This window comes from Streptomyces inhibens (assembly GCF_022221585.1).
Classification (GTDB): Bacteria; Actinomycetota; Actinomycetes; order Streptomycetales; family Streptomycetaceae; genus Streptomyces; species Streptomyces inhibens.
Genome location: NZ_CP084681.1, coordinates 7,175,246 through 7,198,777, shown reverse-complemented (window position 1 = coordinate 7,198,777; position 23,532 = coordinate 7,175,246). Strand labels below are relative to the sequence as shown.

General features: G+C 70.4%; 24 protein-coding genes and 1 pseudogene. 12 read left to right on the top strand and 13 right to left on the bottom strand.

What is annotated here, in order from left to right:
- Positions 1 to 55 precede the first annotated feature (55 nt).
- Positions 56 to 1,570, bottom strand: a complete 1,515-nt coding sequence (gene miaB / locus KI385_RS32565; RefSeq protein WP_238575642.1) for a tRNA (N6-isopentenyl adenosine(37)-C2)-methylthiotransferase MiaB — start codon at positions 1,568 to 1,570, stop codon at positions 56 to 58.
- Between the two features lie 127 nt (positions 1,571 to 1,697).
- Complete coding sequence (locus KI385_RS32560) at positions 1,698 to 3,074, bottom strand: serine hydrolase domain-containing protein (RefSeq protein ID WP_425356999.1); 1,377 nt, start codon at positions 3,072 to 3,074, stop codon at positions 1,698 to 1,700.
- A gap of 141 nt (positions 3,075 to 3,215) precedes the next feature.
- Here KI385_RS32560 and KI385_RS32555 point away from each other — a divergent pair, with 141 nt between their 5' ends.
- A complete protein-coding gene (locus KI385_RS32555) occupies positions 3,216 to 3,947 on the top strand; it encodes a TetR/AcrR family transcriptional regulator (RefSeq protein WP_238575641.1) in 732 nt (243 codons plus the stop codon).
- 60 nt (positions 3,948 to 4,007) lie between these two features.
- A complete protein-coding gene (locus tag KI385_RS32550; protein WP_238575640.1) occupies positions 4,008 to 5,006 on the top strand; it encodes a TAXI family TRAP transporter solute-binding subunit in 999 nt (332 codons plus the stop codon).
- Between the two features lie 124 nt (positions 5,007 to 5,130).
- On the opposite strand, the gene KI385_RS32545 is transcribed toward KI385_RS32550, so the two are convergent.
- From KI385_RS32545 to KI385_RS32535, 3 genes are all read right to left on the bottom strand, one after another.
- Positions 5,131 to 5,334 carry a cold-shock protein gene (locus KI385_RS32545; RefSeq protein ID WP_128509838.1) on the bottom strand — a complete coding sequence of 68 codons (204 nt, stop codon included), beginning with the start codon at positions 5,332 to 5,334 and terminating at the stop codon, positions 5,131 to 5,133.
- 205 nt (positions 5,335 to 5,539) lie between these two features.
- Positions 5,540 to 6,955 carry an ATP-binding protein gene (locus tag KI385_RS32540; protein WP_238575639.1) on the bottom strand — a complete coding sequence of 472 codons (1,416 nt, stop codon included), beginning with the start codon at positions 6,953 to 6,955 and terminating at the stop codon, positions 5,540 to 5,542.
- Between the two features lie 16 nt (positions 6,956 to 6,971).
- Positions 6,972 to 7,718 (bottom strand): response regulator transcription factor, encoded by a 747-nt coding sequence (locus KI385_RS32535; protein WP_238575638.1) that lies wholly within the window; start codon positions 7,716 to 7,718, stop codon positions 6,972 to 6,974.
- 278 nt (positions 7,719 to 7,996) lie between these two features.
- On the opposite strand from KI385_RS32535, the gene KI385_RS32530 reads away from it, so the two are divergent.
- The 8 genes and pseudogenes from KI385_RS32530 to KI385_RS44270 form a co-directional block, all read left to right on the top strand.
- A complete protein-coding gene (locus KI385_RS32530; protein WP_238575637.1) occupies positions 7,997 to 8,782 on the top strand; it encodes an amino acid ABC transporter ATP-binding protein in 786 nt (261 codons plus the stop codon).
- A gap of 56 nt (positions 8,783 to 8,838) precedes the next feature.
- Positions 8,839 to 9,750, top strand: coding sequence for a glutamate ABC transporter substrate-binding protein (locus tag KI385_RS32525; RefSeq protein WP_238575636.1), 912 nt, complete (start codon positions 8,839 to 8,841; stop codon positions 9,748 to 9,750).
- 129 nt (positions 9,751 to 9,879) lie between these two features.
- Complete coding sequence (locus KI385_RS32520; protein ID WP_238575635.1) at positions 9,880 to 10,527, top strand: amino acid ABC transporter permease; 648 nt, start codon at positions 9,880 to 9,882, stop codon at positions 10,525 to 10,527.
- A gap of 73 nt (positions 10,528 to 10,600) precedes the next feature.
- The gene (locus KI385_RS32515; protein ID WP_238575634.1) at positions 10,601 to 11,536 is read left to right on the top strand and encodes an amino acid ABC transporter permease; all 936 of its coding nucleotides are present in this window, start codon (positions 10,601 to 10,603) and stop codon (positions 11,534 to 11,536) included.
- Between the two features lie 185 nt (positions 11,537 to 11,721).
- Positions 11,722 to 13,584: an FAD-dependent monooxygenase gene (locus KI385_RS32510; RefSeq protein ID WP_238575633.1), complete on the top strand. Its 1,863-nt coding sequence runs from the start codon at positions 11,722 to 11,724 to the stop codon at positions 13,582 to 13,584.
- Positions 13,577 to 13,663 (top strand): putative leader peptide, encoded by an 87-nt coding sequence (locus KI385_RS44275; protein ID WP_311044721.1) that lies wholly within the window; start codon positions 13,577 to 13,579, stop codon positions 13,661 to 13,663. Before KI385_RS32510 ends, KI385_RS44275 begins: the two co-directional genes overlap by 8 nt.
- A gap of 78 nt (positions 13,664 to 13,741) precedes the next feature.
- Positions 13,742 to 14,284 carry a cupin domain-containing protein gene (locus tag KI385_RS32505; RefSeq protein WP_238575632.1) on the top strand — a complete coding sequence of 181 codons (543 nt, stop codon included), beginning with the start codon at positions 13,742 to 13,744 and terminating at the stop codon, positions 14,282 to 14,284.
- Positions 14,281 to 14,634: pseudogene (locus KI385_RS44270) on the top strand (rhodanese-like domain-containing protein); the annotation flags it as partial. The gene KI385_RS32505 and the pseudogene KI385_RS44270, both read left to right, overlap by 4 nt.
- Positions 14,635 to 14,818: 184 nt before the next feature.
- Here the strand turns inward: KI385_RS44270 and recX are convergent.
- Together recX and recA are read right to left on the bottom strand one after the other, a co-directional pair.
- The gene (recX, locus tag KI385_RS32495; RefSeq protein WP_238575630.1) at positions 14,819 to 15,472 is read right to left on the bottom strand and encodes a recombination regulator RecX; all 654 of its coding nucleotides are present in this window, start codon (positions 15,470 to 15,472) and stop codon (positions 14,819 to 14,821) included.
- Positions 15,473 to 15,478: 6 nt separating this feature from the next.
- The gene (recA, locus tag KI385_RS32490; protein ID WP_238575629.1) at positions 15,479 to 16,594 is read right to left on the bottom strand and encodes a recombinase RecA; all 1,116 of its coding nucleotides are present in this window, start codon (positions 16,592 to 16,594) and stop codon (positions 15,479 to 15,481) included.
- 291 nt (positions 16,595 to 16,885) lie between these two features.
- Between recA and KI385_RS32485 the strand changes: the two genes are divergently transcribed.
- On the top strand, positions 16,886 to 17,707 hold the full coding sequence (locus tag KI385_RS32485; RefSeq protein WP_238575628.1) for a hypothetical protein: 822 nt from the start codon (positions 16,886 to 16,888) through the stop codon (positions 17,705 to 17,707).
- A gap of 174 nt (positions 17,708 to 17,881) precedes the next feature.
- Positions 17,882 to 18,238 (top strand): YciI family protein, encoded by a 357-nt coding sequence (locus tag KI385_RS32480; RefSeq protein WP_238575627.1) that lies wholly within the window; start codon positions 17,882 to 17,884, stop codon positions 18,236 to 18,238.
- Between the two features lie 102 nt (positions 18,239 to 18,340).
- On the opposite strand, the gene KI385_RS32475 is transcribed toward KI385_RS32480, so the two are convergent.
- From KI385_RS32475 to KI385_RS32450, 6 genes are all read right to left on the bottom strand, one after another.
- Entirely contained in the window at positions 18,341 to 19,411 is a 1,071-nt protein-coding gene (locus tag KI385_RS32475) for a hypothetical protein (RefSeq protein WP_238575626.1), read from the bottom strand.
- Between the two features lie 108 nt (positions 19,412 to 19,519).
- Positions 19,520 to 20,764 (bottom strand): AI-2E family transporter, encoded by a 1,245-nt coding sequence (locus KI385_RS32470; RefSeq protein WP_238575625.1) that lies wholly within the window; start codon positions 20,762 to 20,764, stop codon positions 19,520 to 19,522.
- A 126-nt stretch (positions 20,765 to 20,890) separates the two neighbouring features.
- Entirely contained in the window at positions 20,891 to 21,085 is a 195-nt protein-coding gene (locus KI385_RS32465) for a DUF3046 domain-containing protein (protein WP_238575624.1), read from the bottom strand.
- Between the two features lie 313 nt (positions 21,086 to 21,398).
- Complete coding sequence (locus tag KI385_RS32460; RefSeq protein WP_238575623.1) at positions 21,399 to 22,538, bottom strand: zinc-binding dehydrogenase; 1,140 nt, start codon at positions 22,536 to 22,538, stop codon at positions 21,399 to 21,401.
- Complete coding sequence (locus KI385_RS32455; protein ID WP_238575622.1) at positions 22,535 to 22,837, bottom strand: putative quinol monooxygenase; 303 nt, start codon at positions 22,835 to 22,837, stop codon at positions 22,535 to 22,537. The genes KI385_RS32460 and KI385_RS32455 overlap by 4 nt, the downstream gene beginning before the upstream one ends.
- Positions 22,834 to 23,499, bottom strand: a complete 666-nt coding sequence (locus KI385_RS32450; RefSeq protein WP_238575621.1) for a glycerol-3-phosphate responsive antiterminator — start codon at positions 23,497 to 23,499, stop codon at positions 22,834 to 22,836. Before KI385_RS32450 ends, KI385_RS32455 begins: the two co-directional genes overlap by 4 nt.
- Positions 23,500 to 23,532 lie beyond the last annotated feature (33 nt).

The window sequence follows — 23,532 nt, the reverse complement described above, 5'->3', positions numbered from 1 at the left end:
CCTGCCCTGATGTCGCGCCTGGCGCGCCTGCTGTCGTACCTGACGCGCGGCCGGGTCAGTCGCAGCCGCAGCCCGCGGCGGGCGCGGGGCTGGGCGCCGGGGCGCCGATGGTGGGCAGGCCCAGCAGCACTCCCTTGGGCTTCTCCGCCGGGGCGGCGTTGCGCTTCTCCCAGGCGTCGCCGGCACGCGTACGGCGGACCGCCTTGGTCGGCCCCTCCGCCAGGAGGTGGTGCGGAGCGGCGTACGTCACCTCGACGGTCACGACATCGCCGGGACGGACCGGCTGCTCGGGGCGGGTGAAGTGCACAAGGCGGTTGTCGGGGGCCCGGCCGGACAGACGGTGGGTCGCGTCGTCCTTGCGGCCCTCGCCCTCGGCGACCAGTACCTCGATCGTGCGGCCGACCTGCTTCTTGTTCTCCTCCCAGGAGATCTCCTCCTGGAGGGCGACCAGGCGCTCGTAGCGCTTCTGGACGACGGCCTTGGGGATCTGGTCCTCCATGTCGGCCGCCGGGGTGCCGGGGCGCTTGGAGTACTGGAAGGTGAAGGCCTGGGCGAAGCGGGACTCGCGGACCGTGTGCAGGGTCTGCTCGAAGTCCTCCTCGGTCTCGCCCGGGAAGCCGACGATGATGTCCGTGGAGATGGCGGCGTCCGGCATCGCGGCGCGTACCTTCTCGATGATGCCGAGGAAGCGCTCCTGGCGGTACGAGCGGCGCATCGCCTTGAGGACGCGGTCGGAACCGGACTGCAGCGGCATGTGCAGCTGCGGCATGACGTTCGGCGTCTCGGCCATGGCGGCGATGACGTCGTCGGTGAAGTCGCGGGGGTGCGGGGAGGTGAAGCGGACCCGCTCCAGGCCCTCGATCCGCCCGCAGGCGCGCAGCAGCTTGCTGAACGCCTCGCGGTCGCCGATGTCGGACCCGTAGGCGTTGACGTTCTGGCCGAGCAGGGTGATCTCGCTGACGCCCTCGGCGACCAGCGCCTCGACCTCGGCGAGGATGTCGCCGGGCCGGCGGTCCTTCTCCTTGCCGCGCAGCGCGGGCACGATACAGAACGTACAGGTGTTGTTACAGCCCACGGAGATGGAGACCCAGGCCGCGTACGCGCTCTCCCGCCGGGTCGGCAGGGTCGAGGGGAACGCCTCCAGCGACTCGGCGATCTCGACCTGTGCCTCCTCCAGGATGCGGGCGCGCTCCAGGAGTACGGGCAGCTTGCCGATGTTGTGCGTCCCGAACACCACATCGACCCAGGGGGCCTTCTTGACGATGGTGTCCCGGTCCTTCTGCGCGAGACAGCCGCCCACGGCGATCTGCATACCGGGGCGCGCGGCCTTCTTCGGCGCGAGCTGCCCGAGGTTGCCGTAGAGCCGGTTGTCGGCGTTCTCCCGCACCGCGCAGGTGTTGAACACGACGACATCGGCACCGTCGGCGTCCTTGGGCGCGGGCACGTATCCGGCGTCCTCCAGCAGGCCCGACAAACGCTCGGAGTCGTGGACGTTCATCTGACACCCGTAGGTGCGCACCTCGTACGTTTTCACACTGTCCACTGCCTGGCTCCGGTCGCTGCTGGTCATGCGACAAGGGTAGGCGGTGCTCGGAGTGGCACCGCCCGGTGCGCCGGGCAGACCACGTGTTCCTCACTTACGCCGGCCAGGACACCGCACATCTGGTCGTCCTCAGCTCCCCGAACCGAGTGCTGCTTCATCCCGCCTTCGGCGCCGCCCGCATGCCGATGTAGCAGCACATGGTGCCGTCGGTCAGGGTGGAGAAGACCACCGGCATCCAGTCCTCGCTGAAGGAGGGGCCGGCGCCCGAGGCGGCGAAGACCGTGTCCGAGACGGGGGTCAGGTTCATTTCGAGCGGCGGGGAGAAGTCCTTCATGCCGTCGACGAACTCGTACACCAGGTGGGGTGTGCCGTCGTGCTCGGTGACGGTGATGACGACGCCTTCGCGCCGGTAGGTGCCGAGGAACGGTGCCATGTCCACCGTGGGCGGCTGTGCCGCCGGCTCGAAGGCGTCCGGCATGCGCACGTCGGCCAGTTCGTCGAGGAGTTCACGGAAGAGGGTGGCGTACAGCCGGCGGGCGCCTCCGCCGTTGGTCAGCAGGGCGATGGCCACCCCTGCTTCCGGTGCCACCCGCAGGTAGGCGTACTGGCCGATCGAGGCGCCGTCGTGGCCGAAGCCCGGGGTGCCGAACCAGTCGTACAGCGTCCAGCCCAGGCCCCAGCCGTCGGAGCTGACGGTCCACTTGTCGGGGCAGTCGACCTCGCGCCGCTGCATCGCCGCGACGGTCCCGGGGGCGAGGACACGGGTGCCGTCCTGCGCCGTGCCGCCGTCGAGGTGCATCCGTGCGAGGCGGACCACATCGCCGGCGGAGGCGATGACCCTGCCGTACGGGCCCGCCGAGCGCGGCATCAGGTCCCACGCGGGCGCCGGGTCGGGGTCCTGCCCGGGCTCTCCCAGGTGGCCCATCGCGGCGCGGAAGCGCAGTACCTCCTCGGGCAGCGTCATGGTGTGCGTGAGGCCGAGCGGGGTGAGGAGCCTGTCCTTGAGGGCCTCGTCCCAGGTCTGGCCGGTCAGCACCTCGATGATGCGACCGAGGACGTTGTAGCCGACGCTGCTGTAGGAGACCGCGGTGCCGGGCGGGCAGTCCAGCGCCACCCCCTGGGCGGCCTCGACGTACTTGGCGAGGCAGTCGTCACCGCGACCGGTGTCATGGGTGAAGTCGCAGGTCAGGCCGCTGGTGTGGCTGAGCAGCTGGCGGGTGGTGATCTTCTTGGTGGCCTCCGCGTCGGCGACGGCGAAGTCCGGCAGTACGGTCACGACCGGTGCGTCGAGGTCCAGGTCGCCGGATTCGGCCAGCCGCATCACCAGCGTGGCGGTGTAGATCTTGGCGATCGAGCCGAGCTGGAACACCGAGTCGGTCGTCGCCTCTACCCCGGTTCCACGGTGCAGTACGCCGCTGGCCAGCTCGTGGAGGTGCCCGCCGGTGAGCACGGCCAGGGTGGCGCCCGGCACGTGGTGGGTGGCGCGCAGCTCGTCGAGCCGGGTCTGCCAGTGCGCAAGGTCGAAGGTCATCGTGCTGCTCCTCAAGTTGGTTGCGTGCAAAGGGATTGCGTACGCCGTGCTCTCGATGCGCACACTGTACGCACAGCGGAACGGCGTACGCAACGGCGTACGGCGTGCCCTATCGTGGGCGGCCGAGGAAGAGGAGGTCGCATGTCAGCCGACAAGCAGCAGGTCCCCTCGGTGTGGACCCGTCCGCGCCGACAGCGGGAACAGCCGGCGCTGAGCCGGGAGCAGATCGTGTCCGAGGCCGTGGCCCTGCTCGACGCCGAGGGGCTGGAGGCCCTGAGCATGCGGAAGCTGGGCACCCGGATGGGCGCCGGGGCCACCTCGCTCTACCGGCATGTGGCCAACAAGGACGAGCTGATCGAACTGGTCGTGGACGAGGTCTACGGCGAGCTGGAGGTGCCGGAGGCCGACGCTCCGGAGGGCTGGCGGGCGGCGGTCGGCGCCAGCGCCCACAGCCTGCGGGCGATGGCGCTCCGGCACCCCTGGGTCGCCTCCGTGCTCGGTCAGGTCGGCCTCGCCCATCTCGGGCCGAACCTGATGAACATGTCGGACCGCATGCTCGCCCTGTTCAGGGCGGCGGGCTTCGACGGAGGCGAGGCCGATCAAGCCATGAAGACGGTCATCGCCTATGTCATCGGGACGGCGACCAGCGAGGCCGCGTATCTGTCCCTGCTCGCCCGCAGCGGCCAGGACGAGCGCGACTGGCTGGAGAGCCTGCGGCCGGCCTCCGAGCAGGCCATGCAGGACCACCCGCGGCTGCGGGAGGGGCAGTCCGCACGGCAGGGGAAGGACCCGCGCACGGTCCGCGAGGAGAACTTCGACTACGGCCTCCAGCGGGTCCTCGACGGCCTGGCGGCCCGGCTCGACCGCCGCTGACATCCGGGGGCCGGGCCCCGCCCCTCCCTTTTGCGCCGCGCTACTGGCAGGATCCCGCCCATGGTCACAGCACTCCCCCGCACCACCGGCCGCCGGACCGTCCTGACGGCGATCGCGGCACTGGTCGCCCTCGGGCCGGCGCTGTGGTGGCTGTTCTCGATGGGCGGTGCACCCTCCCCCGGTGGGCGCGTGACGCTGGCGACGGGCGTGCCGACCGGGGTGTACGCGCGCTACGGGGAGCTGCTGAAGCAGGATCTGGCCCATGACCTGCCGGGTGTGGATCTTCGGCTGACGCGCAGCGAGGGGTCGATCGACAATCTGCGCCAGCTGGTGGCGGGGCGTGCGGAGTTCACCATCGCGACGGCGGACGCGGTCGCCACGTACAAGATCCGGGGCGAACGGGGTGCGGACCGGCTGCGGGCCTGCGCGCGGCTGTACGACGACTACATGCAGCTGGTGGTGCCGAAGAAGTCCGCGGTGCGGTCGACGAAGGATCTGCGGCGGCTACGGGTGGGCGTCGGTGCCGACGGCTCCGGCGTCCAGCTGATCACCCGGCGGCTGCTGGAGGCGGCCGGGCTGGACTTCGACAAGGACATCACGCCGGTGCGGGTCGGCATCGACCGGATGCCCAAGCTGCTGGAGCGCGGCAAGCTGGACGCCTTCTTCTGGTCGGGCGGGTTGCCGACGACGGCCGTGCAGCATCTGGCGCAGCACTTCCCCGTACGGCTGGTCCAGCTCGGGGATCTGAGCCAGGCGCTGCACCGGCAGGGCGAGCGCACCCGCCACTACCGGGCGGCCGTGATGCCCGCCGACGCCTATCCGCTGGCCCAGGACGGGGAGGCGGTGAAGACGATCGCGGTGGCGAATCTGCTGGTGACACTGGACCGGGAGGATGCCGCGCTGACCGAGGGCATCACCCGGACCGTGATCAACAGCCGGGACTGGATCGGGCGCGAGGTGCATGCCGCACAGAAGGTGGATCTGCGGACCGCGGTGTTCACCGATCCGCTGGAGCTGCACGAGGGCGCCCGGCGCTATTACGTGTCCGTCAAGCCCTGACGACCGCGTGGCCGGCCGGCACTGACGGTTGCGTGGCCGCCAGGCCCTGAGGCGGGACGCCGAACGGGTCGGGGCCCGCACCGGACAGTCCGGTGCGGGCCCCGATCGCGGGACGCGAGGTGCGTCAGGCGGGGACGATGTTCTCCGCCTGCGGGCCCTTGGGGCCCTGGGTCACGTCGAAGGTGACCTTCTGGCCCTCGAGGAGCTCACGGAAGCCCTGCGACTGGATGTTCGAGTAGTGGGCGAAGACGTCGGGGCCGCCGCCGTCCTGCTCGATGAAGCCGAAGCCCTTTTCCGAGTTGAACCACTTGACGGTGCCGGAAGCCATGTTTTTCTCCTTCATGGGGCAAGCCGAAGACCACACTGCGCGGCCTCCTTGTCGCCGAGATGATCGCCCCACACCGGAACAGGTCCGTAAACAAGGAACGCCCGGGGCATCCAGCCTCCGGGCGCGCACAAAGTTTCATGGGTACCACAACTGCAACGCCGTCAACGTTAGCACAGGAGTACGGCGCCGCCGTGTGCACACCCCGTCACGGTGCGGTACGCGGCACGGTCACGGTGACCTTCAGACCGTGCGGAGCGTGCGGCGCATAGGCGATGGTGGCGCCGCCCGCGGCGAGCAGTGCGCGGGTGATCGACAGGCCGAGGCCGGAACCGGAGATGTTCTGGTGGCGGCCGCTGCGCCAGAAGCGGTCGCCGACCCGGGCCAGCTCGTCGTCGGTCAGGCCGGGGCCGCGGTCGGCGACGGTGATGTGGACGTGCTCGCCGTCCGGCGCCACGGCGACGGTCACCGGCTCGTCGGCCGGGGTGAACTTCAGGGCGTTGTCGACGACGGCGTCCAGGGCGCTGGAGAGGGCGACCGGGTCGGCCCAGCCGGTGACGGCGCCCAGGCCCTCGTAGGTGAGGCGGACGCCCTTGTCGTCGGCCAGCGGGCGCCAGGAGTCGACGCGCTCGGCGGCCAGCGCCGCGACATCGGTGAGCTGGAGGTCGGCGGCGGTGTGTTCGGCCAGCGCGAGGTCGAGCAGATCGTCCAGGACGCGGGCCAGCCGTTTGCCCTCGGTACGGACCGAGGCGATCTCCTCGTTGCCCTCGGGGAGTTCGAGGGCCAGCAGCTCGATCCGCAGCAACAGCGCGGACAGCGGGTTGCGCAGCTGGTGGGAGGCGTCGGCGACAAAGGCGCGCTGCTGCTCCAGGACGTCTTCGACGTTGTCGGCCATCTCGTTGAACGAGCGGGCCAGCCGGCGCAGTTCGGGCGGGCCGGCGGTGGCGGCGACGCGGGCGTTCATCCGGCCGGTGGCGATGTCGTGGCTGGCCGCGTCCAGGACCCGTACGGGCCGCAGGACCCAGCCGGTGAGCCGGAAGGCCGCGGCGACGGCGACGAGCATGGCCGCGCATTCGCCGGCCGCGATGAGCAGCCACCAGCGCAGGATGCGCGGGCGCAGTTGTCCGGTGGGCGAGTCGGTGAAGACCACGGCGACCACATCGCCGTCGCGGATGACGGGTGAGGCGACCGGGATGCGGCCGGTGTCGTCCCAGGGCCAGATCTGGTGCGGGTCATGGCTGCGGCGGCCGGCCAGCGCCTCGCTGAACGCCTGGGCGCCCTCACCCTCGCGGGGCACCGGCAGGCCCTGCGGTGCGGCGGCCATCGGGGTGTGGTCGCGGTAGAAGACGCCGGCGCGTATGCCGTAGAGGCCGTAGTAGCGGGCCAGTTCGGCGCGGAGGGTGGCGCGGCGCTCGTCCTCTTCGGGGGTTTTGTTCTTTTCATCCGCTTCGGGGCGGGCGGTGACGAACTGGGCGAGCGAGGCGAACCGGGCGGCATCGTCGATCCGGTCCACGACCACCCGCTGCTGCTCCACCCCGGCCGTGATGACCCCGAGCGGGACGCCGAGCGCGAGCAGCACACCGGCCATGAGGACGATGAGGAGCGGGAGGAGTCGGGTGCGCACGTGGTGGTAACGACCGTCAGGGCGCCGGGGAGGCGGGCGGCCGCGCGGCCGCCGAGGCGCCGGAGGCCGGGATGACGAGGCGGTAGCCGACGCCGCGCACCGTCTCGATCAGGGCGGGCATGCGCAGTTTGGCCCGGAGTGAGGCGATATGCACCTCCAGGGTCCGGCCGGTACCCTCCCAACTCGTCCGCCATACCTCGCTGATGATCTGTTCCCGGCGGAAGACCACGCCGGGGCGCTGGGCGAGCAGCGCGAGCAGGTCGAACTCCTTGCGGGTCAGCGGGACCGCGGTGCCGTCCACGGACACCTGGCGGGTGGGGAGTTCGACGGTGACCGCGCCCAGCCGCAGCCCCTCGTCGGCGGCGCTCTCCTCGGCCGGCTGCTCCCCGCCGCCGGACGCGTTGCGCCGGCTCACCGCATGGATACGGGCCAGCAGCTCACCGGTGTCGTACGGCTTGACGACATAGTCGTCCGCGCCGAGATTGAGGCCGTGGATGCGGGAGCGCACATCGGACCGCGCGGTGACCATGATGACGGGGGTGGCACAGATCTTGCGGATCCGGCCGCACACCTCGAAGCCGTCCTGGTCGGGCAGCCCGAGATCGAGCAGCACCACCGCGAACGGTTCGGCGTTGTCGGGCAGCAGGGCCTTGAGCGCCTCCTCGCCGTTGCGCGCGTGCACGACGGCCAGGCCGTGCTTGGCGAGCACCGCGGACAGCGCCGCGGCCACATGATCGTCGTCCTCGACCAGCAGCAGTCTCATCAGCCCTCCTTCCCGGGTGCGTGTGTACAGGCCACAGGGCATCTACGGCGATAGGAGGTGTGCGCGTCAAGAGGAGGCCACCTCCCGGCCGCCATCCGTTACCCAGCCGGTACGCCCGGGGCACTTCATCACAGCGCGCAGCCCCCGATACCCGGCTTCACACAGAGTTCTCCTCTGCGACCGGATCGTTATGCTCAAGTTCCCCTCAGATGTAATGACGCTGGTCGAGGGGCGTCACTAGGGTCCTCCCCAACCGAGGAGGACGGAGCTACACGCCGATGAGCGAAGTATCGGTGACCAAGAACGCCGAGGGTCCCGCGGCGGCAGCGGACCAGCTGGTCGTGCTGGACAACGTGAACAAGCACTTCGGCGCGCTGCACGTGCTCCAGGACATCGACCTGACGATCGCCCGGGGCGAGGTCGTCGTCGTGATCGGGCCCTCGGGCTCGGGCAAGTCGACGCTCTGCCGCACGATCAACCGCCTGGAGACCATCGACTCCGGCAGCATCACCATCGACGGGAAGCCGTTGCCGCAGGAAGGCCGCGAGCTGGCCAGGCTGCGCGCCGACGTGGGCATGGTCTTCCAGTCCTTCAATCTCTTCGCACACAAGACGGTGCTGGAGAATGTGATGCTCGGCCAGACCAAGGTCCGCAAGACGGACAAGGCGGCGGCCGAACAGAAGGCCCGCGCCCTGCTGGACCGGGTCGGCGTCGGTACCCAGGCGGACAAGTACCCCGCACAGCTTTCCGGTGGCCAGCAGCAGCGCGTGGCGATCGCCCGGGCACTGGCGATGGACCCGAAGGTGATGCTGTTCGACGAGCCGACCTCCGCGCTGGACCCGGAGATGATCAACGAGGTGCTGGACGTGATGCAGCAGCTCGCCCGGGACGGCATGACGATGGTCGTGGTCACCCATGAGATGGGGTTCGCGCGCTCCGCAGCGAACCGGGTCGTCTTCATGGCGGACGGCCGCATCATCGAAGAGGCCGAGCCGAACCAGTTCTTCAACAACCCGCGCAGCGACCGCGCCAAGGACTTCCTGTCGAAGATCCTCCACCACTGAGGCCGTGGTTGGGCCACCATGATTGCCAACACCTGTTGAACCAAAGGATGTTCACCATGAGGATTCGTAAGACGGCCACGGCCGGTGCGGTGGTGCTCGCGCTGGCGGCGACGGCAACCGCGTGCGGCGGCGAGTCGGGTTCGGCAGGCGACAAGCCGGCCGGCGGCGAGGTCTACAGCGGCGATTACAAGGTCGCCTCGGCGCCGAAGATCGACTCGGCGGTGCTGAAGAAGGCACAGCAGGCCAAGAAGATCGTCATCGGCGTCAAGGCCGACCAGCCCTTCCTGGGCTTCAAGGACCCGGCCACCGGCAAGTACTCCGGGTTCGACATCGAGATCGCCAAGATGATCGCGGCCGACCTGGGCTTCTCCAAGGACCAGATCAAGTTCCAGACGATCGACTCCAACGTCCGTGAGACCACCATCTCCAAGGGACAGGTCGACTACTACGTCGGTACGTACACCATCAACGAAGAGCGCAAGAAGCAGGTCGGCTTCGCGGGCCCGTACTACACGGCCGGCGCCGACCTCCTGGTGCGCAAGGACGACAAGTCCATCACCGGACCGGAGACCCTCAAGGGCAAGAAGGTCTGCTCGATCACCGGCTCCACCCCGCTCCAGGAGATCAAGAAGGCGAAGTACGGCGCCGACACCACCGAGCTGTCGAAGTACTCGGACTGTGTGAAGCTCCTGCTGGACGGCGGGGCCGACGCGGTCACCACCGACGACGCGATCCTCAAGGGCTACGCCGCCCAGCGTTCCGAGAAGCTCCGGGTGGTCGAGAAGCCGTTCACCAAGGAGCCCTACGGCGTCGGTATGAACAAGGACGACAAGGCCCTGCGCGACGCGATCACCAAGGCCCTGGAGAACCACATCAAGAACGGTGACTACGAGAAGGCGTACAAGGGCACGCTCGGCAAGTCCGGCGCGAAGTACGTCGCCCCGGAGACCCCGCTGCCGACGTACTGAGGCATCGGGCACCCACCGGACCGCGCCGCCCCGTACGCCCGCCGCGGCGGGTGTGCGGGGCGCGCTGCCTTCCCCCGCTTCTGACTCTCATCCCGCCGTCGACCTGATGACCGCTACCGCGGAGACCCCATGAACGTACTCCTCGATTATCTGCCCGAGTTCCGGGACGGATTCCTCGGAACCCTGGCGATCACCGCGTCCAGCGCCCTGCTCGCGCTGGTACTCGGCGTTCTCATAGCCGGTTTCCGGGTCTCTCCGATTCCGCCGCTGCGCGCCTTCGGGACGGCCTGGGTCACGGTGCTGCGCAACACGCCGCTGACGCTGCTCTTCCTGGTCGCGTTCTTCGTCATTCCGCAGATCCTCTTCCAGGGCGCGAGCCCCTTCGTGCTCGCCACGCTGGCGCTCGGCTTCTACACCTCCTCCTTCGTCTGCGAGGCGGTGCGGTCCGGCATCAACACCGTCCCGCTGGGACAGGCGGAGGCCGCGCGCAGCCTCGGCATGACGTTCGGCCAGACGCTGCGCATGATCGTGCTGCCGCAGGCGACGCGCACCGTACTCCCCCCGCTGAGCAGCATCTTCATCGCGCTGACGAAGAACTCCGCGATCGCCGGCGCCTTCAGCTTCGGCGAGCTGTTCAACGTCTCCAAGCTCCTCAACGACAAGGGATACGCGGTCGCCTGGATCTTCCTGTGGGTCGCGCTCGCCTACCTCGTCATCACCTTCGCCATCAGCGGCATCTTCCGGCTGCTGGAGCGCCGGATGGGGGTCGCCCGATGAGCCGATGCGACCGGCGGATCAGCACGACGTGGGTGCCACGCGCAGGCGGGGCGGAACAAAGCGAGGTAAGGGCATGATCGGCGCCAGCGTTCTCTACGACGTACCGGGACCGAAGGCGAAGGCACGCAACCGCGTCTACACCGTCCTCGGCACCCTCGCGGTACTCGCGCTGATCGCGTTCGCCGTGCTGCGGCTGAGCGCCAAGGGCCAGCTCGACCCCGAGGTGTGGAACATCTTCAACAACGCCGGTGTGCGGACCAGCATCCGCGACGGTGTACTGACGACGCTTCAGGTCTTCGCGGTCGCCGCGGTGCTGTCGCTGGCCCTGGGCGTGCTGCTCGCAGTGGCGCGGCTGTCGGACCACAAGCCGGTCCGCTGGTTCGCGACCGGGTTCGTCGAGCTCTTCCGCGCCGTCCCGCTGCTGATCACCATCTACGCGGTGTGGGTGATCCTCCTCAGCAACCGGGACGCCCTCGGCCTCTCCGGCAGCCAGCCGCAGTTCTGGGCGCTGGTCCTCGGGCTGACGGTCTACAACGGTTCGGTGCAGGCCGAGGTGCTGCGGGCCGGTATCAACTCCGTGCCCACGGGGCAGCGCGAGGCCGCCTACGCGCTGGGCATGAGCAAGACACAGGTCATGACGACGGTGCTGATCCCGCAGGCCGTCCGGGCGATGCTGCCGACGATCATCAGCCAGCTCGTAGTGACCCTGAAGGACACCTCCCTCGGCTACATCATCACCTTCGAGGAACTCCTCTTCACCGCCCGCCAGATGAGCACCAACATCATCGTCAACGGCAACGACACCTACGTCCCGGTCATCATCGTGGTCGGCAGCATCTACGTCGCGATGTGCCTGGCGCTGTCCGCCCTCGCCAACTGGATCGAGCGGCGCGGCCGGCGGGCCAAGACGGGTATCGGGGTCGCCACGGCCGGTGAGCCGGTGGCCGCCACCGACGCGATGGAGGTCTCCGACGCGGTGCCCGACGGGCCGGTCACCAAGAAGGGCTGACGGCACGACAGGCCGTTCCGCGGCTGATACCGAACCGTCCGGAGGCGGTGGCACCCTCGCCACCGCCTCCGTCACTTGACGCGAGCGGCCGCAGTGGGTTGCATACGCTGTGTGATCACGCACCGGGCTCCAACTGCCAGTTCCCGCACGACCCGTACGAACCAGCGGCCCCAGGGAGCTGCGCCGTGGACCCGGTGATCGTCGTCGGGGCCGGCCCGGTCGGCCTCTCGCTCGCGCTCGCCCTCGCGCGGCTCGACGTCCCCTCCATCGTCCTCGACGAGACCACCGGCCAGGAGGATTCCCGGCCCGCCCGCACCGCCGTACTCCGCCAGGACACCGCGGCCTTCGTCGGCCGGATCGGCTGCGCCGACACCCTGGAGAGCGCCGGCACCCGCTGGACGGCCTGGCGCACCATGCGCCGCCGGCGCCTGCTCGAACGCATCCCCTTCGCCCCGCGGACCCCGGACGGCGCGGCCGGCCCCGCCACCGCGTCCCCGGTGCACCTCCCCCAGCACGCACTGACCCGCGCACTGCGCGCCGCCCTGGCCCACGAGAAGCTGGCCACGATCGTCACCGACAGCCGGCTGGCCGATCTGGAGCAGGACGAGCACGGCGTCAGCGCTCAGACCCGCGGCCCCAACGGGACGTGGTGGCGCGGGAGTTACCTCATCGGGTGCGACGGCCCGCGCTCGACCGTCCGCAAGCTGCTGGACATCCGCTTCCCGGGACGTACGGCCGTCGAACGGCATGCGGTGGCCGCGCTGCGCTGTGAGCTCCCCTGGCCCGGCGAGGCCCTGCTGCACCGCTCGCCGCCCCGGCACGGCGGCGGCCCGGGCAGCGAGGTCTCCGCCCGTCCGCTGGCCGACGGCCTCTGGCGGCTGGACTGGCTGCTGCCACCGGGGCGCGAACTGGTCACACCGGACGCCCTGGTCGCCCGGATCCGCGACTCGCTGGCCGGCTGGACCGTCGAATCCCCGGCGGACCCGGCCGACGGGACCGGGGCGGAGGGCGGCGAGCCGCTCGCGCGGGGCCGCGGCCACGGCCGGCTGGTCCCGCCGTACGAGCTCCTCGACACCGGCGTGCACACCGTCCACCACCGGCTGGCCCGGTGCTGGCGGCAGGGCCGCGCCTTTCTCGCCGGCGACGCCGCGCACCTCCTGGGCGCGCTCGGCACTCAAGGCCTCGACGAGGGACTGCGGGACGCCGAGAACCTCGCCTGGAAGCTGGGACTGGCCTGGCACCACGGCGCCTCCGAGATGCTGCTCGACAGCTACCAGGCCGAGCGCCGGGGCGCGGTCGCGGCCCGGCTGCGCGCCGCGGACCAGGCGCTGCCGCTGCTCCGGGACGGGCGCGCGGCCCGCTGGCGGACCGTACTTCCGGGCGCGGCGCGCGGCCGCAGCACCCTGCTGACCGACGGCCACCTGGGCCGCGGCCCGCTGGGCGCACCGCCGGTCTACGCCCGCACCCCGCTCGCACCGCCCGCCGAGCACACCGGCGGGCCGCTCGTCGAGACGTTCCCCGGTGCACCGGTGACGGATGTGGCGGTGACCGCGCCCGACGGCTCGGTGGTGCGGCTGCGCGACCGCCTCGGACACGGCCTGCTGGTGGTGCTGGTGGCGCCGGGCACCGGCGTCTGGGACCGGCGGCACTGGCAGTCGGCGGGCCTGATGCCGGGGCTGACCGACGCGGTCACCGCACTGCCGATGGACGCCGAGATCCTGGTGACCGAGGCCTACCCGGGCGCGGCGGCGCACACCGTGCTGCTCGTACGGCCGGACGGCCATCTGGTCACGGCGTTCTCGGGCGTCCGACCGGCCGAGATGCACGCGTGCGCGGACGCGGTACGGGGCGGGGCGCACGGGCGGGAGGCCGAGGCGGCGCGACCGAGCGACGACTCGGCTCGACGGACCGGCGACGCGGTTCGGCGGACCGACGAAGCCGAGGAGTACGAGGATTCCGAGGCGTCCGGGCGGCGCGAAGCCGGCGAGGACGGCGCATCCGCTGTTGACCCTGTGGGAACCTCCATGCTTCACTCCGAGAGTGACTGATCACAGCTCGCGATTCTGGCGGAGGGTCCATCTGGACCTGGTCCGCTATGCGGGCTGTATGTGTCGTCCGTCCTGTTGATCCGCAGCTCCTTCCCCGCGCGGCCGCCTGCCTCTGTCCGGCAGCCGCGTCTCTTCGCGATCACTCAGGACGGTTTCCGTGCCCGATGTACGTACCCCTGCGCGCCCGCAAGCCACCGGCCATGACGGCGGGCCCAGCGCATCCGAACTCCTCGACTTCGCCCGCCGCAGCGCCACGGACCCGGCGCTCGTCGCCTCGCTCCCGCTCGACCCCGAAGGCCGTACCTGGATCCGGCTGGACGGACCGGGCGGCAGTGAGGCATGGCTGATCGGCTGGCCGCCCGGCACCGGCACCGGCTGGCACGACCACGGCGGCTCGCGCGGCGCCTTCGCGGCGGCCACGGGCGAGCTGACGGAACAGTCGCTCGCCGCCCAACTGCCCACCGAGGGGTGGAAGACCCTGGAACTCGCCGACGGCGTGGACCGGGAGCGCAAGCTCAGCGACGGCCACGGCCGGGCGTTCGGCCCGCACCATGTCCACCAGGTGCTCAACACCTCCGAGGACACCCATGCGGTGTCGGTGCACGCCTACTACCCGCCGCTGCCGCTGATGCGCCGCTACAGCCGCACCGGTCAGGTACTGCGGCTCGAAGCGGTCGAGCAGCCGGAGGAGTGGACATGAGCGCCGTCGACGCATTGCTGGCGCGGGCCCGGCGCGAACTGGGCCGGCGGGTCGGCCCCCGGGAAGCCGCCGCCGTCCAGGAGGCCGGCGGGCTGCTGGTCGACATCCGGTACGCAAAGCTGCGGGAGCGTGACGGTACGATCCCCGGCGCGCTGATCGTGGAGCGCAATGAGCTCGAATGGCGGCTCGACCCGACGGGCGAACACCGCGCCCCCGAGGCGACCCACCACGATCTTCCGGTCGTGGTCATCTGCAACGAGGGCTATGCGTCCAGCCTCGCGGCGCTCTCACTGCGCGAGTTGGGCCTCCGCCGGGCGACGGACCTGGTGGGCGGGTTCCAGGCCTGGCGGGGGGGGCGGGGCTGGCGGTACGGGGCTGACACCCGACCCCGGCTTCTCTCTCCCCCGCCCCTCCCCCACCCCCGCTCCAGCCCTGGCGTCCACCCATGGCGTCCACCCATGGCCGGCTCACTCGCCCCCCGGGGTCTCGCGCCCCCGCACCTGGGCTCTGCGCCTCAGCCACCACGCCTCCGGCTCAAGCCTCCGGCAGATGCTGCTCCAGCAGTTCCGGATCCTCGCCTTCCTCCTCCAGGGCCCGTTTGACGACGCGGAGGGCGAGGCCCTCCGGGTAGCCCTTGCGGGCCAGCATTCCGGCCAGGCGGCGGAGGCGTTTTTCACGGTCCAGGCCTCTGGTGGCGCGCAGTTTGCGGTCGACCAGCTCGCGGGCGGTGGACTCCTCCTGTTCGGAATCGAGGCGACCGACGGCCACATCGATCAGAGCGGAGTCCACGCCCTTGGTGCGCAGTTCGCGGGCCAGGGCACGGCGGGCCAGGCCGCGCCCATGGTGGCGGGACTCCACCCAGGCGTCGGCGAAGGCCGCGTCGTCGATCAGTCCGACGTCCTCGAAGCGGGAGAGCACTTCCTCGGCGGCCTCCTCGGGGATGCCCCGCTGGTGCAGGGCGTCCGCGAGCTGCTTGCGTGTACGCGGGCTCCCGGTGAGCAGGCGCAGGCAGATGGCCCGCGCCTGCTCCTCGGGCGTACGCGGTGGTCCCGTCTCGGCCCTCGACGAGGAGGGACCACCGCCGTCCTCACGGCCACGACGGCCCCGGCGGCCGTTACGGGTCTCGGCGTCGCCGGCAGCGCTGCTGGTGTCGTCCGCGCTGTCCGGCCATTCCGTTCGCCGTGTCATGGCGGGCTAGCTCTTGGCCGCGGCGGCCTTGGAAGCCTTGGCGCCCTTGGCTGCCGGAGCCGCGGTGGCCGGGTCGGCCGCCGCCCCCGCGGCGTCCGCGCCGGGATCCGCCGCCGGGTCCTGCGGCTTCACACCGATGCCGAGCTTCTCCTTGATCTTCTTCTCGATCTCGTTGGCGAGATCCGGGTTGTCCTTGAGGAAGTTACGGGCGTTCTCCTTGCCCTGGCCGAGCTGGTCGCCTTCGTAGGTGTACCAAGCGCCGGACTTGCGGATGAAGCCGTGCTCCACACCCATGTCGATCAGGCCGCCCTCACGGCTGATGCCCTGGCCGTAGAGGATGTCGAACTCGGCCTGCTTGAACGGCGGGGAGACCTTGTTCTTGACGACCTTGACGCGGGTGCGGTTACCGACCGCGTCCGTGCCGTCCTTGAGGGTTTCGATGCGGCGGATGTCGAGGCGCACCGAGGCGTAGAACTTCAGCGCGCGGCCACCGGTCGTGGTCTCCGGCGAGCCGAACATCACACCGATCTTCTCGCGGAGCTGGTTGATGAAGATCGCGGTGGTCTTGGACTGGTTGAGCGCGCTGGTGATCTTGCGCAGGGCCTGGCTCATCAGCCGGGCCTGGAGGCCGACGTGGGAGTCGCCCATCTCGCCCTCGATCTCGGCCCGCGGCACCAGGGCGGCGACGGAGTCGATCACGATGAGGTCGAGCGCGCCGGAGCGGACCAGCATGTCCACGATTTCCAGGGCCTGCTCGCCGTTGTCCGGCTGGGACAGGATCAGGGCGTCGGTGTCCACGCCGAGCTTCTTGGCGTACTCGGGGTCGAGGGCGTGCTCGGCGTCGATGAACGCGACGGCGCCACCGGCCCGCTGGGCGTTCGCGACGGCGTGCAGGGTCAGGGTCGTCTTACCGGAGGACTCCGGGCCGTAGACCTCGATGACGCGGCCTCGCGGGAGGCCGCCGACGCCGAGCGCGACGTCGAGTGCGGTGGATCCGGTCGGGATGACCTCGATGGGTTCGTTCGGGCGCTCCCCCATGCGCATCACGGCGCCCTTGCCGAATTGCCGTTCAATCTGTGCGAGCGCGGCGTCCAGCGCCTTCTCGCGGTCAGTGCCTGCCATGGGTTCCACCCGATTTGCTTGAGTCGATCGCTTCACGTCCATGACGCTAACGCCTGCCACTGACAATGCGCCCGGACCCGGCTGCGACCTGTGGATAACTCCGCGGAAAGCCCGGAAACACAGGCCGGATCCCCTATGAGAATGGATGTTCGATTTTGGTGTCAAGCGCATCCCCACGACGGACCGCTCCGGTTGTCCCGTGCCATCGAAGCTTGATCACTGTCACTGAAGGTTGATGACCAGTAGGTTCGTGCCATGGAAGTTTGAGCGAACAGGGATTCAGGAGTGTCGGTGGAGGACCTGGCGGATCCGCCCGCGTCAGCGGGCTTCGTCTTCATCAGTGATGAGTCCCCTGGTTACCTGAAGACGGCGACGGCCGGCACAAGGGTGACGCTTCCTGTGTTCACGCCGCCGTGGATCGTGGTCGATCACGCGCTGGAACGAGTGCCTGTCACCGGATGGCCGGGGCGGCTTTTCCGGGTGCAGGCGGTGCCTCCGACGACAGACGAGGAGCGTGCCGCGATGGCACGAGCCGCCGCGGGCCTGGCTTCGCACGCCGGCTACACACGTGCCATCGCCGTCGACCTGCTGGAGGAGCTTTCCTCATCCGTGCTCTTCGGCCCCCATGGCGACGCTGTCCGCCACATCATCGAGGCCGGAAGCGCCCTGGATGAGGGACGTGCACGGGCACTTGAGTCCGCTCGCCATCCCGCAGCCGAGGGGGAGTACGGCAGGGCATGGGACCGGTGGCTCGCTGAACAGCCAGAAGGCGCGGCCTACCGAAACCAGGATCACGTATGGACCCTGTCGATCCCCGGGGCCGGCCCTTCGGGATCACCGATCGGGGACGGATTCTCCCTGATCTGGAGGATGGTCGGCACAGCCGCCCAGGATCGAGGCAGCGCGGGGTCCTTCACCCTCGATGAGGACGGCGATCAGGCTCTGGCGGACCCATGGGACACAGCCCTGGGCGCGCTCCTGGATGCCGCTATGGCCCTCGGCGCACCGCACCTGACGGACAGCGACGCCGTCACGGTGCTGACCGCGGCCTGGAACAGGGTGTTCGAGCCACGGAAACACGCTGGCACCGATGCACCGCAAGAGCAGGCTTGACCGGCGCCGCTCAAACTTCGATGGCACGCTCAAAGTTCGTTGTCACAGGACACCGGTGGCCGCCCCGGAAAATTCTCAGAAGAATTCCCGAGGAGCTGTCGATCCGGCCGTCTCCCGTTCGACGCAAGGGTGAGAGGCAGGGAGAGCCCCCGCCCTCCGCACCGAGGAGTCACCATGCCGCGCTATCTGTCGATGATCCGTATCGACGAGCAGAACGCCCCCGCCGAGGACCCCGGCCCCGAGTTCGCGGAGCGCATGGGCGCGCTGTTCGAGGAGATCACCAAGGCCGGGGTCATGCTGGACACGGCCGGGCTCACCCCGACCTCCAAAGGTACCCGGGTCACCTGGTCCGGCGGCAAGCTGAGCTACACCGACGGGCCCTTCACCGAGAGCAAGGAGGTCATCGGCGGCTACGCCATCATGCAGACCAAGGACAAGGCCGAGGCGCTGGAGTGGACCAACCGGTTCCTCCGGATCCACCCGGAACACTGGACCGTCACCGCCGAGCTCCGCGAGATCACCGAGGGCTGACCCGACCGCGCTCGCCCCTCCGGTCACGGCTGCGCGCAGCCGTGACCGGAGCCGGGTGCCCCGGGACAAGCCGGCCGGGACAGCTGTGCCCGGGTTCGGCCTTCAGGCCGGTCGACCTTCAGGCCGGTCGACCTCAGGCCAGTCGACCGGCAATTCGGCGCGGCAGAGAGGGCGCGTGCGGAGCCAGTAGGAGCGGGCGGCGAGGATCAGGGCGCCGCCGTAGAGGGCGAAGGCGCCGAACCCGATCCAGCCCACCAGCAGGACGTCCGACGAGGAGTGGAAATCGCCGCGCCGGACGGGCACCACACCGGCCGTCGCCAGGGCCGTGTAGCCGGTGCCTATCAGGCCGTACGGCGCGAGCGTGGCGGCGCCGATGAGAGCCGGGGTGAGGGGGAGCCGGCGGGGAACCCTTCTGCCGGCGAGGACGAGGGTCCAGCGGGGGAAGACCTGGCCCCAGGGGCGGATCAGTCCGAAGAGCAGGAACACCCCGAGCGCGGCGAGCAGCGTGGTGCCGTCCAGGCCCCAGGACTCCAGGGTGAGCCACACCCCGGAGGCGCCGTTGCGCCTGGAGGCCGCGAGCATCTCCGCACTGCTGACCCCGGCGAACGTTCCGCCCACCGCCCAGGTCACCTTCATCCCCACGAACGGAAGGAACGCCAGGGCCCCCGCACAGCAGGCGAGGCGCACGGGGCGCGGTGCCCGGGAGGGCTCGGGCCTGACCACGGTCTCGTGCACCGTGCCGCAGCGGGCGCAGACGGCGGACCCGTACGAGCGGGCGGTGGCGGCCAGCAGCACCGCACCGAGCAGCCCGAGCGCGTGCAGCACGGCGGCGGCCGGACTGTCGACCCCCTGGGCGAACAACAGCCTCACCACGTCCATCAGCAGACTGAACGCCGAGACCAGCGACAGCCCGCAGGCCACCCACAAGAGCGCCCGCACCACGGGCCGGTTCCCGAGGCGCACCGCGGCCACCGCCGCGACCGCCGCCAGCGCGGCCACCACGACGACGAAGCGGCCCAGTCCGGCCGGGCCGAAGCTCCGGTCGGCGGGCGAAGCGGCGGTCAGCGCGCAGTGCAGCGCAAACCCGCCCTGGACCACCGCCCAGCAGATCGTCGCGTACCCCGCCCGGTGCGGCTTCGCCGTTCGTGTGTCATCGGTTGCGGCATCAGTCATGTGCCGAACGTCGCATCCACCGCGGCCCGGGGACGTCGCCCGCCCGGATGATCCCCCTCCGCCTGACGGGCGAGGCCCGCCGGCGAGGCCCGCGACGAACCGAGACCGTCAGCGGACGTCCCGGTCGTCCCCCTGGTCGCCGCCGGCCGCCCGCTCCGCCAGCGGGGCCGTCGGCTGCTCGTCGCGCAGGGTCCGCCGGACGCGGGCGAGCACCCTGGCACCGCGCATACGGCGCGTCCTGCCGTGGACCCGCAGATCGTCGGTGACCTCGTACCGCTTGACGTACGCACCGAGGAACGCCTGCAGCGTCGCCGTCGCCGGGATGGCGATCAGTGCGCCCACCGCGCCCATCAGGGCCGTGCCGGCGATGACCGACCCGAAGGCGACGGCGGGGTGGATGTCCACCGTCTTGGCGGTGATCCGCGGCTGCAGGAGGTAGTTTTCGAACTGCTGGTAGATCACGACGAAACCGAAGACCCACAGCGCGTACCAGGGGTTGACGGTGAAGGCGATCAGGATCGGCAGCGCGCCCGCGAGATATGTGCCGATGGTCGGGATGAACTGGGAGACCAGGCCCACCCAGATGCCCAGCGCCGGGGCGTTCGGCACGCCCAGCATCTCCAGCAGGACGTAGTGCGCACCGCCGGATATCAGCGCCATCAGGCCGCGGGAGTAGAGATATCCGCCGGTCTTGGCGACCGCGATCTCCCAGGCGCGCAGCACCTCCGTCTGCCGGTGCGGCGGCAGGACCGAGCACAGCGCGCGGCGCAGCCGGGGGCCGTCGGCGGCGAAGTAGAACGAGAACAGGGCGACCGTCAGAAGGTTGAACAGGCTGCCCAGCACCGTCGCGGAGACGGCCAGGACGTTGTTGGCGCTGTCCTGGACGTACTTCTGCAGCCAGTCGGACTTGAGCAGGTTGTTCTGCACCTCGACCCGCGAGAGGTGGGTGTGGAAGGTGCTGTTGATCCAGCTGATCACGGAGTCCAGATACTGCGGGAACTCCTCGACCATGGTGGCTATCTGGCCGGCGAGCATGGAGCCCAGCAGCGCGAAGAAACCGGCCGCGGTGACGAGGAAGCCCAGGAAGACCACAGCGGTGGCCAGCCCGCGCCGCATGCCCCGGGCGGCCATCCAGTCGACGGCCGGTTCGACGGCCAGCGCCAGGAAGAACGCGATCAGCACATTCAGCAGCAGCGTGATCAGCTGGTGGAATCCCCAGGTGGCGAGCTGGTAGCAGGCCACCAGGGCGAGTGCGAGCACCATGGCGCGCGGCAGCCAGCGCGGCATCCGCGCATCGGACCGGCCCTCGGGTCGGGGGATGTCGTTGCTGGTGATCTCATCAGGCGCAGGCACAAAGCCAAGTGTGTCGCACGGCGCCGGCATCCCCGGTCCCAGCCCGTGCAACCGTCCGCCATGCCCGGCCGCCAAGGGCGCTTCCGTCCAGGTCAGGGCCCCGCGCCCGGCCCCCGAGGGCCCCGCTCAGCGCTTTTCGTGTGGCACATCCATCACCGAGCAGACCACCCGCCACACCTCTTTGGCGCTCCACCCCGCGTCCAGCGCCTCGTGGACGGTCCGGCCGCCGAGGCCGGACATCACATGATCGCGCGCAAAGGACTCGGCGTACGCCGCACCGAAGTGGTCCGCCATCCGCTCCCAGAAGACCGTCAACCGCATGAATTCCGCTCCATACCCGCTCTGACCTGAATTTTCCCATATATCCCGCCCCTGCACGGCCGTCAGGGGAGCCCAGGGAGTTCACCTCCCCGCCGGACCAAGCATCCATGGCGGCGCGACCTCGCGTGCCTGCGTCGGGCATGAAGTGCGTGTAGGTACGCAGAGTAAAGCCAGGGCCGGCGCTCCCAAGCCAGCGGGCAAGGGAGACGATCGACTCGCCGGCTTCGAGCTGGACGCCGGCGTAGGTGTGACGCAGGGCAGGGAAGCCGAGCTCGCGCGACGGCTCCCACTTGCTCCCGTCGGAATCGGGTTGTCAGGCGTCCGACATCCCCGAAGTGTTGATCACTTGGCGAATCGCCCGCCCGGACGCCAGTTCCTCCAGCGCCGCATTGATGTCGGTCAGCCGTAGCGTGCCGGTGTGCATCTCCTCCACCGGCATCAGGCCGGCCCGCCACATGTCCAGGTATCTCGGTATGTCGCGGCGTGGCACTGCGTCGCCCATGTAGGAGCCCAGCAGGGACTTGCCCTCGCCCGCGAAGGCCAGCGCCGGGACTTCGAGTACACGATCGGGAGCCGGTAGGCCCACCGAGACGACCTTGCCGCCCCGGGCCACGGCTGTCAGGCACACGGCCATCACGTTGGGACTGCCTACCGCTTCCACCGCCAGCTCCGCTCCCCCGGACGTAAGTTCGCGTATGGCCTCGACCGCATCGCCGGGGGTGTACGCCTGTGTCGCGCCCAGCCGTAGAGCCAGATCGCGCTTCTCGGCCACCGGGTCCACGGCGACGATCGGGTACGCCCCCGCCGCGCGTGCGCCGAGAACCGCGGAGAGGCCCACGCCACCCAGGCCGTAGACCACCGCCGACTGTCCGGGGCGGAGTGCGGCCGTGTTGATGACCGCGCCGGCGCCCGTCAGGACCGCGCAGCCGAACATCGATGCCACGGAGAAGGGGACGTCCGGGGGAATCGGGACCACCGACTCCTGCGCCACCACCGCATATTCGGAGAATGCGGAGACTCCCAGTTGGTGGTGGACCGTGCCGCCGACCGCGTCCTTCAGGAGCGACGGGCCGTGCAGCAGGGCCCCCGAGCCGTTCGCCGCTGCCGCCCGCCCGCACAGGGCGGGGCGGCCCTGTGCGCAGTCGTGACAGAAGCCGCAGCTCGGGACGAAGACCAGGGCGACGTGGTCACCGGGCGAGACCCGGTGGACGCCCGGCCCTGTCTCCTCGATCACGCCCACCGCCTCGTGGCCGAGTGCCATGGGCAAGGGGCGGACCCGGTCGCCGTTGACGACCGAGAGGTCCGAGTGGCAGAGCGAGGCCGCGGCGACACGGACCAGCACCTCGCCCTCCCGGGGCGGGCCGAGGTGGAGTTCTTCGACCTGGACGGGGCGGGATGCGGAGTAGGGGCGGGCCGTCGACGTCCCGCGCAGCACCGCCGCACGGGTCTTCACGCCACCACCTCCGGGCGCGGCTCGCAACGCAGTACGTCGCGGCTCTCCAGCAGCGGTACGACCGTGCCCAGCACGATCTCCTGGAAATGGGGGGACGCGCAGTGTGCGGTGAAGTCGGCCTCGGAGGCGTACTCCTCGTACAGCACGATCGTCCGCGGGTCCTCGATGCCTTGGTGAACCCGGTAGCAGAGGCAGCCGGGTTCCTGGCGGGAGAGGGTGGCCATGACGTCGAGGAGCGGGAGGACGGTGCGCTCCGCGTCGGGCCGGGTGCGGTAGCGGGCTATGACGACGTAGGTCACGGGGGATTACTCCTGGGTGTGCCGGGCCTCTTCAGGGCGGACGGCGGGACCGGGGGCAGCTGGTCGCGGCGCAGGTGCCAGAGGCGGGGGTCGGATGTGGCGGCCGCGGCTGAGCCGAGGGCCAGTGCCGTTGCCACGTCCGCGGGCGTTTCGACGAAGCCCGCGGCGACCGACGGGGACATCGCCTGCAGCGCCTGCGCACTCATCCAGCCGATGATCGGGGCGGGCATGATCTGGACCAGGTCCGGTGCCCCGCGCGAGATCGCGTCCATGGAGCGGCGCAGGTTGGACCGGTCGGTGACGAACACCTTCATCATGGTCAGCAGGCCGAGCGGGCGGCCCTTCTCCGTGAGGGAGAGCCGGGTGCTCACCACGCCGTGCGCGCCCATGTTCTTGATGAATTCCAGCGCGCCCCGGTCCTGAGCCAGACCGGGGCTGCTGTCCACGTTCACGAACACGGTCTTCCCCGCCCGGGCCAGCGTCGGCACGACCTGGGGCAACTGCCCCACCGCGAACGACGCGAGGATGCACGCTTTCGCCGGTGCGGTCAGGAACTGCCGCAGTAGTTGAGGGCCGAAGACCGAAGCGACGATCGGGACCTCGGCGAAGGCCGGGGCGATCCGGGGGTCGAGTGCGGCGCCGGACCGGGAGGAAGGATTCATGGCGACAGCCTGCCTGACGGGGGAAGGGGCGTG

Bases quoted from the DNA above. Each gene is read 5' to 3' on its own strand.
- miaB (WP_238575642.1), bottom strand. From the start codon at position 1,570: ATGACCAGCAGCGACCGGAGCCAGGCAGTGGACAGTGTGAAAACGTAC.
- KI385_RS32560 (WP_425356999.1), bottom strand. From the start codon at position 3,074: ATGACCTTCGACCTTGCGCACTGGCAGACCCGGCTCGACGAGCTGCGC.
- KI385_RS32555 (WP_238575641.1), top strand. From the start codon at position 3,216: ATGTCAGCCGACAAGCAGCAGGTCCCCTCGGTGTGGACCCGTCCGCGC.
- KI385_RS32550 (WP_238575640.1), top strand. From the start codon at position 4,008: ATGGTCACAGCACTCCCCCGCACCACCGGCCGCCGGACCGTCCTGACG.
- KI385_RS32545 (WP_128509838.1), bottom strand. From the start codon at position 5,334: ATGGCTTCCGGCACCGTCAAGTGGTTCAACTCGGAAAAGGGCTTCGGC.
- KI385_RS32535 (WP_238575638.1), bottom strand. From the start codon at position 7,718: ATGAGACTGCTGCTGGTCGAGGACGACGATCATGTGGCCGCGGCGCTG.
- KI385_RS32530 (WP_238575637.1), top strand. From the start codon at position 7,997: ATGAGCGAAGTATCGGTGACCAAGAACGCCGAGGGTCCCGCGGCGGCA.
- KI385_RS32525 (WP_238575636.1), top strand. From the start codon at position 8,839: ATGAGGATTCGTAAGACGGCCACGGCCGGTGCGGTGGTGCTCGCGCTG.
- KI385_RS32520 (WP_238575635.1), top strand. From the start codon at position 9,880: ATGAACGTACTCCTCGATTATCTGCCCGAGTTCCGGGACGGATTCCTC.
- KI385_RS32515 (WP_238575634.1), top strand. From the start codon at position 10,601: ATGATCGGCGCCAGCGTTCTCTACGACGTACCGGGACCGAAGGCGAAG.
- recX (WP_238575630.1), bottom strand. From the start codon at position 15,472: ATGACACGGCGAACGGAATGGCCGGACAGCGCGGACGACACCAGCAGC.
- recA (WP_238575629.1), bottom strand. From the start codon at position 16,594: ATGGCAGGCACTGACCGCGAGAAGGCGCTGGACGCCGCGCTCGCACAG.
- KI385_RS32480 (WP_238575627.1), top strand. From the start codon at position 17,882: ATGCCGCGCTATCTGTCGATGATCCGTATCGACGAGCAGAACGCCCCC.
- KI385_RS32475 (WP_238575626.1), bottom strand. From the start codon at position 19,411: ATGACTGATGCCGCAACCGATGACACACGAACGGCGAAGCCGCACCGG.
- KI385_RS32465 (WP_238575624.1), bottom strand. From the start codon at position 21,085: ATGCGGTTGACGGTCTTCTGGGAGCGGATGGCGGACCACTTCGGTGCG.
- KI385_RS32450 (WP_238575621.1), bottom strand. From the start codon at position 23,499: ATGAATCCTTCCTCCCGGTCCGGCGCCGCACTCGACCCCCGGATCGCC.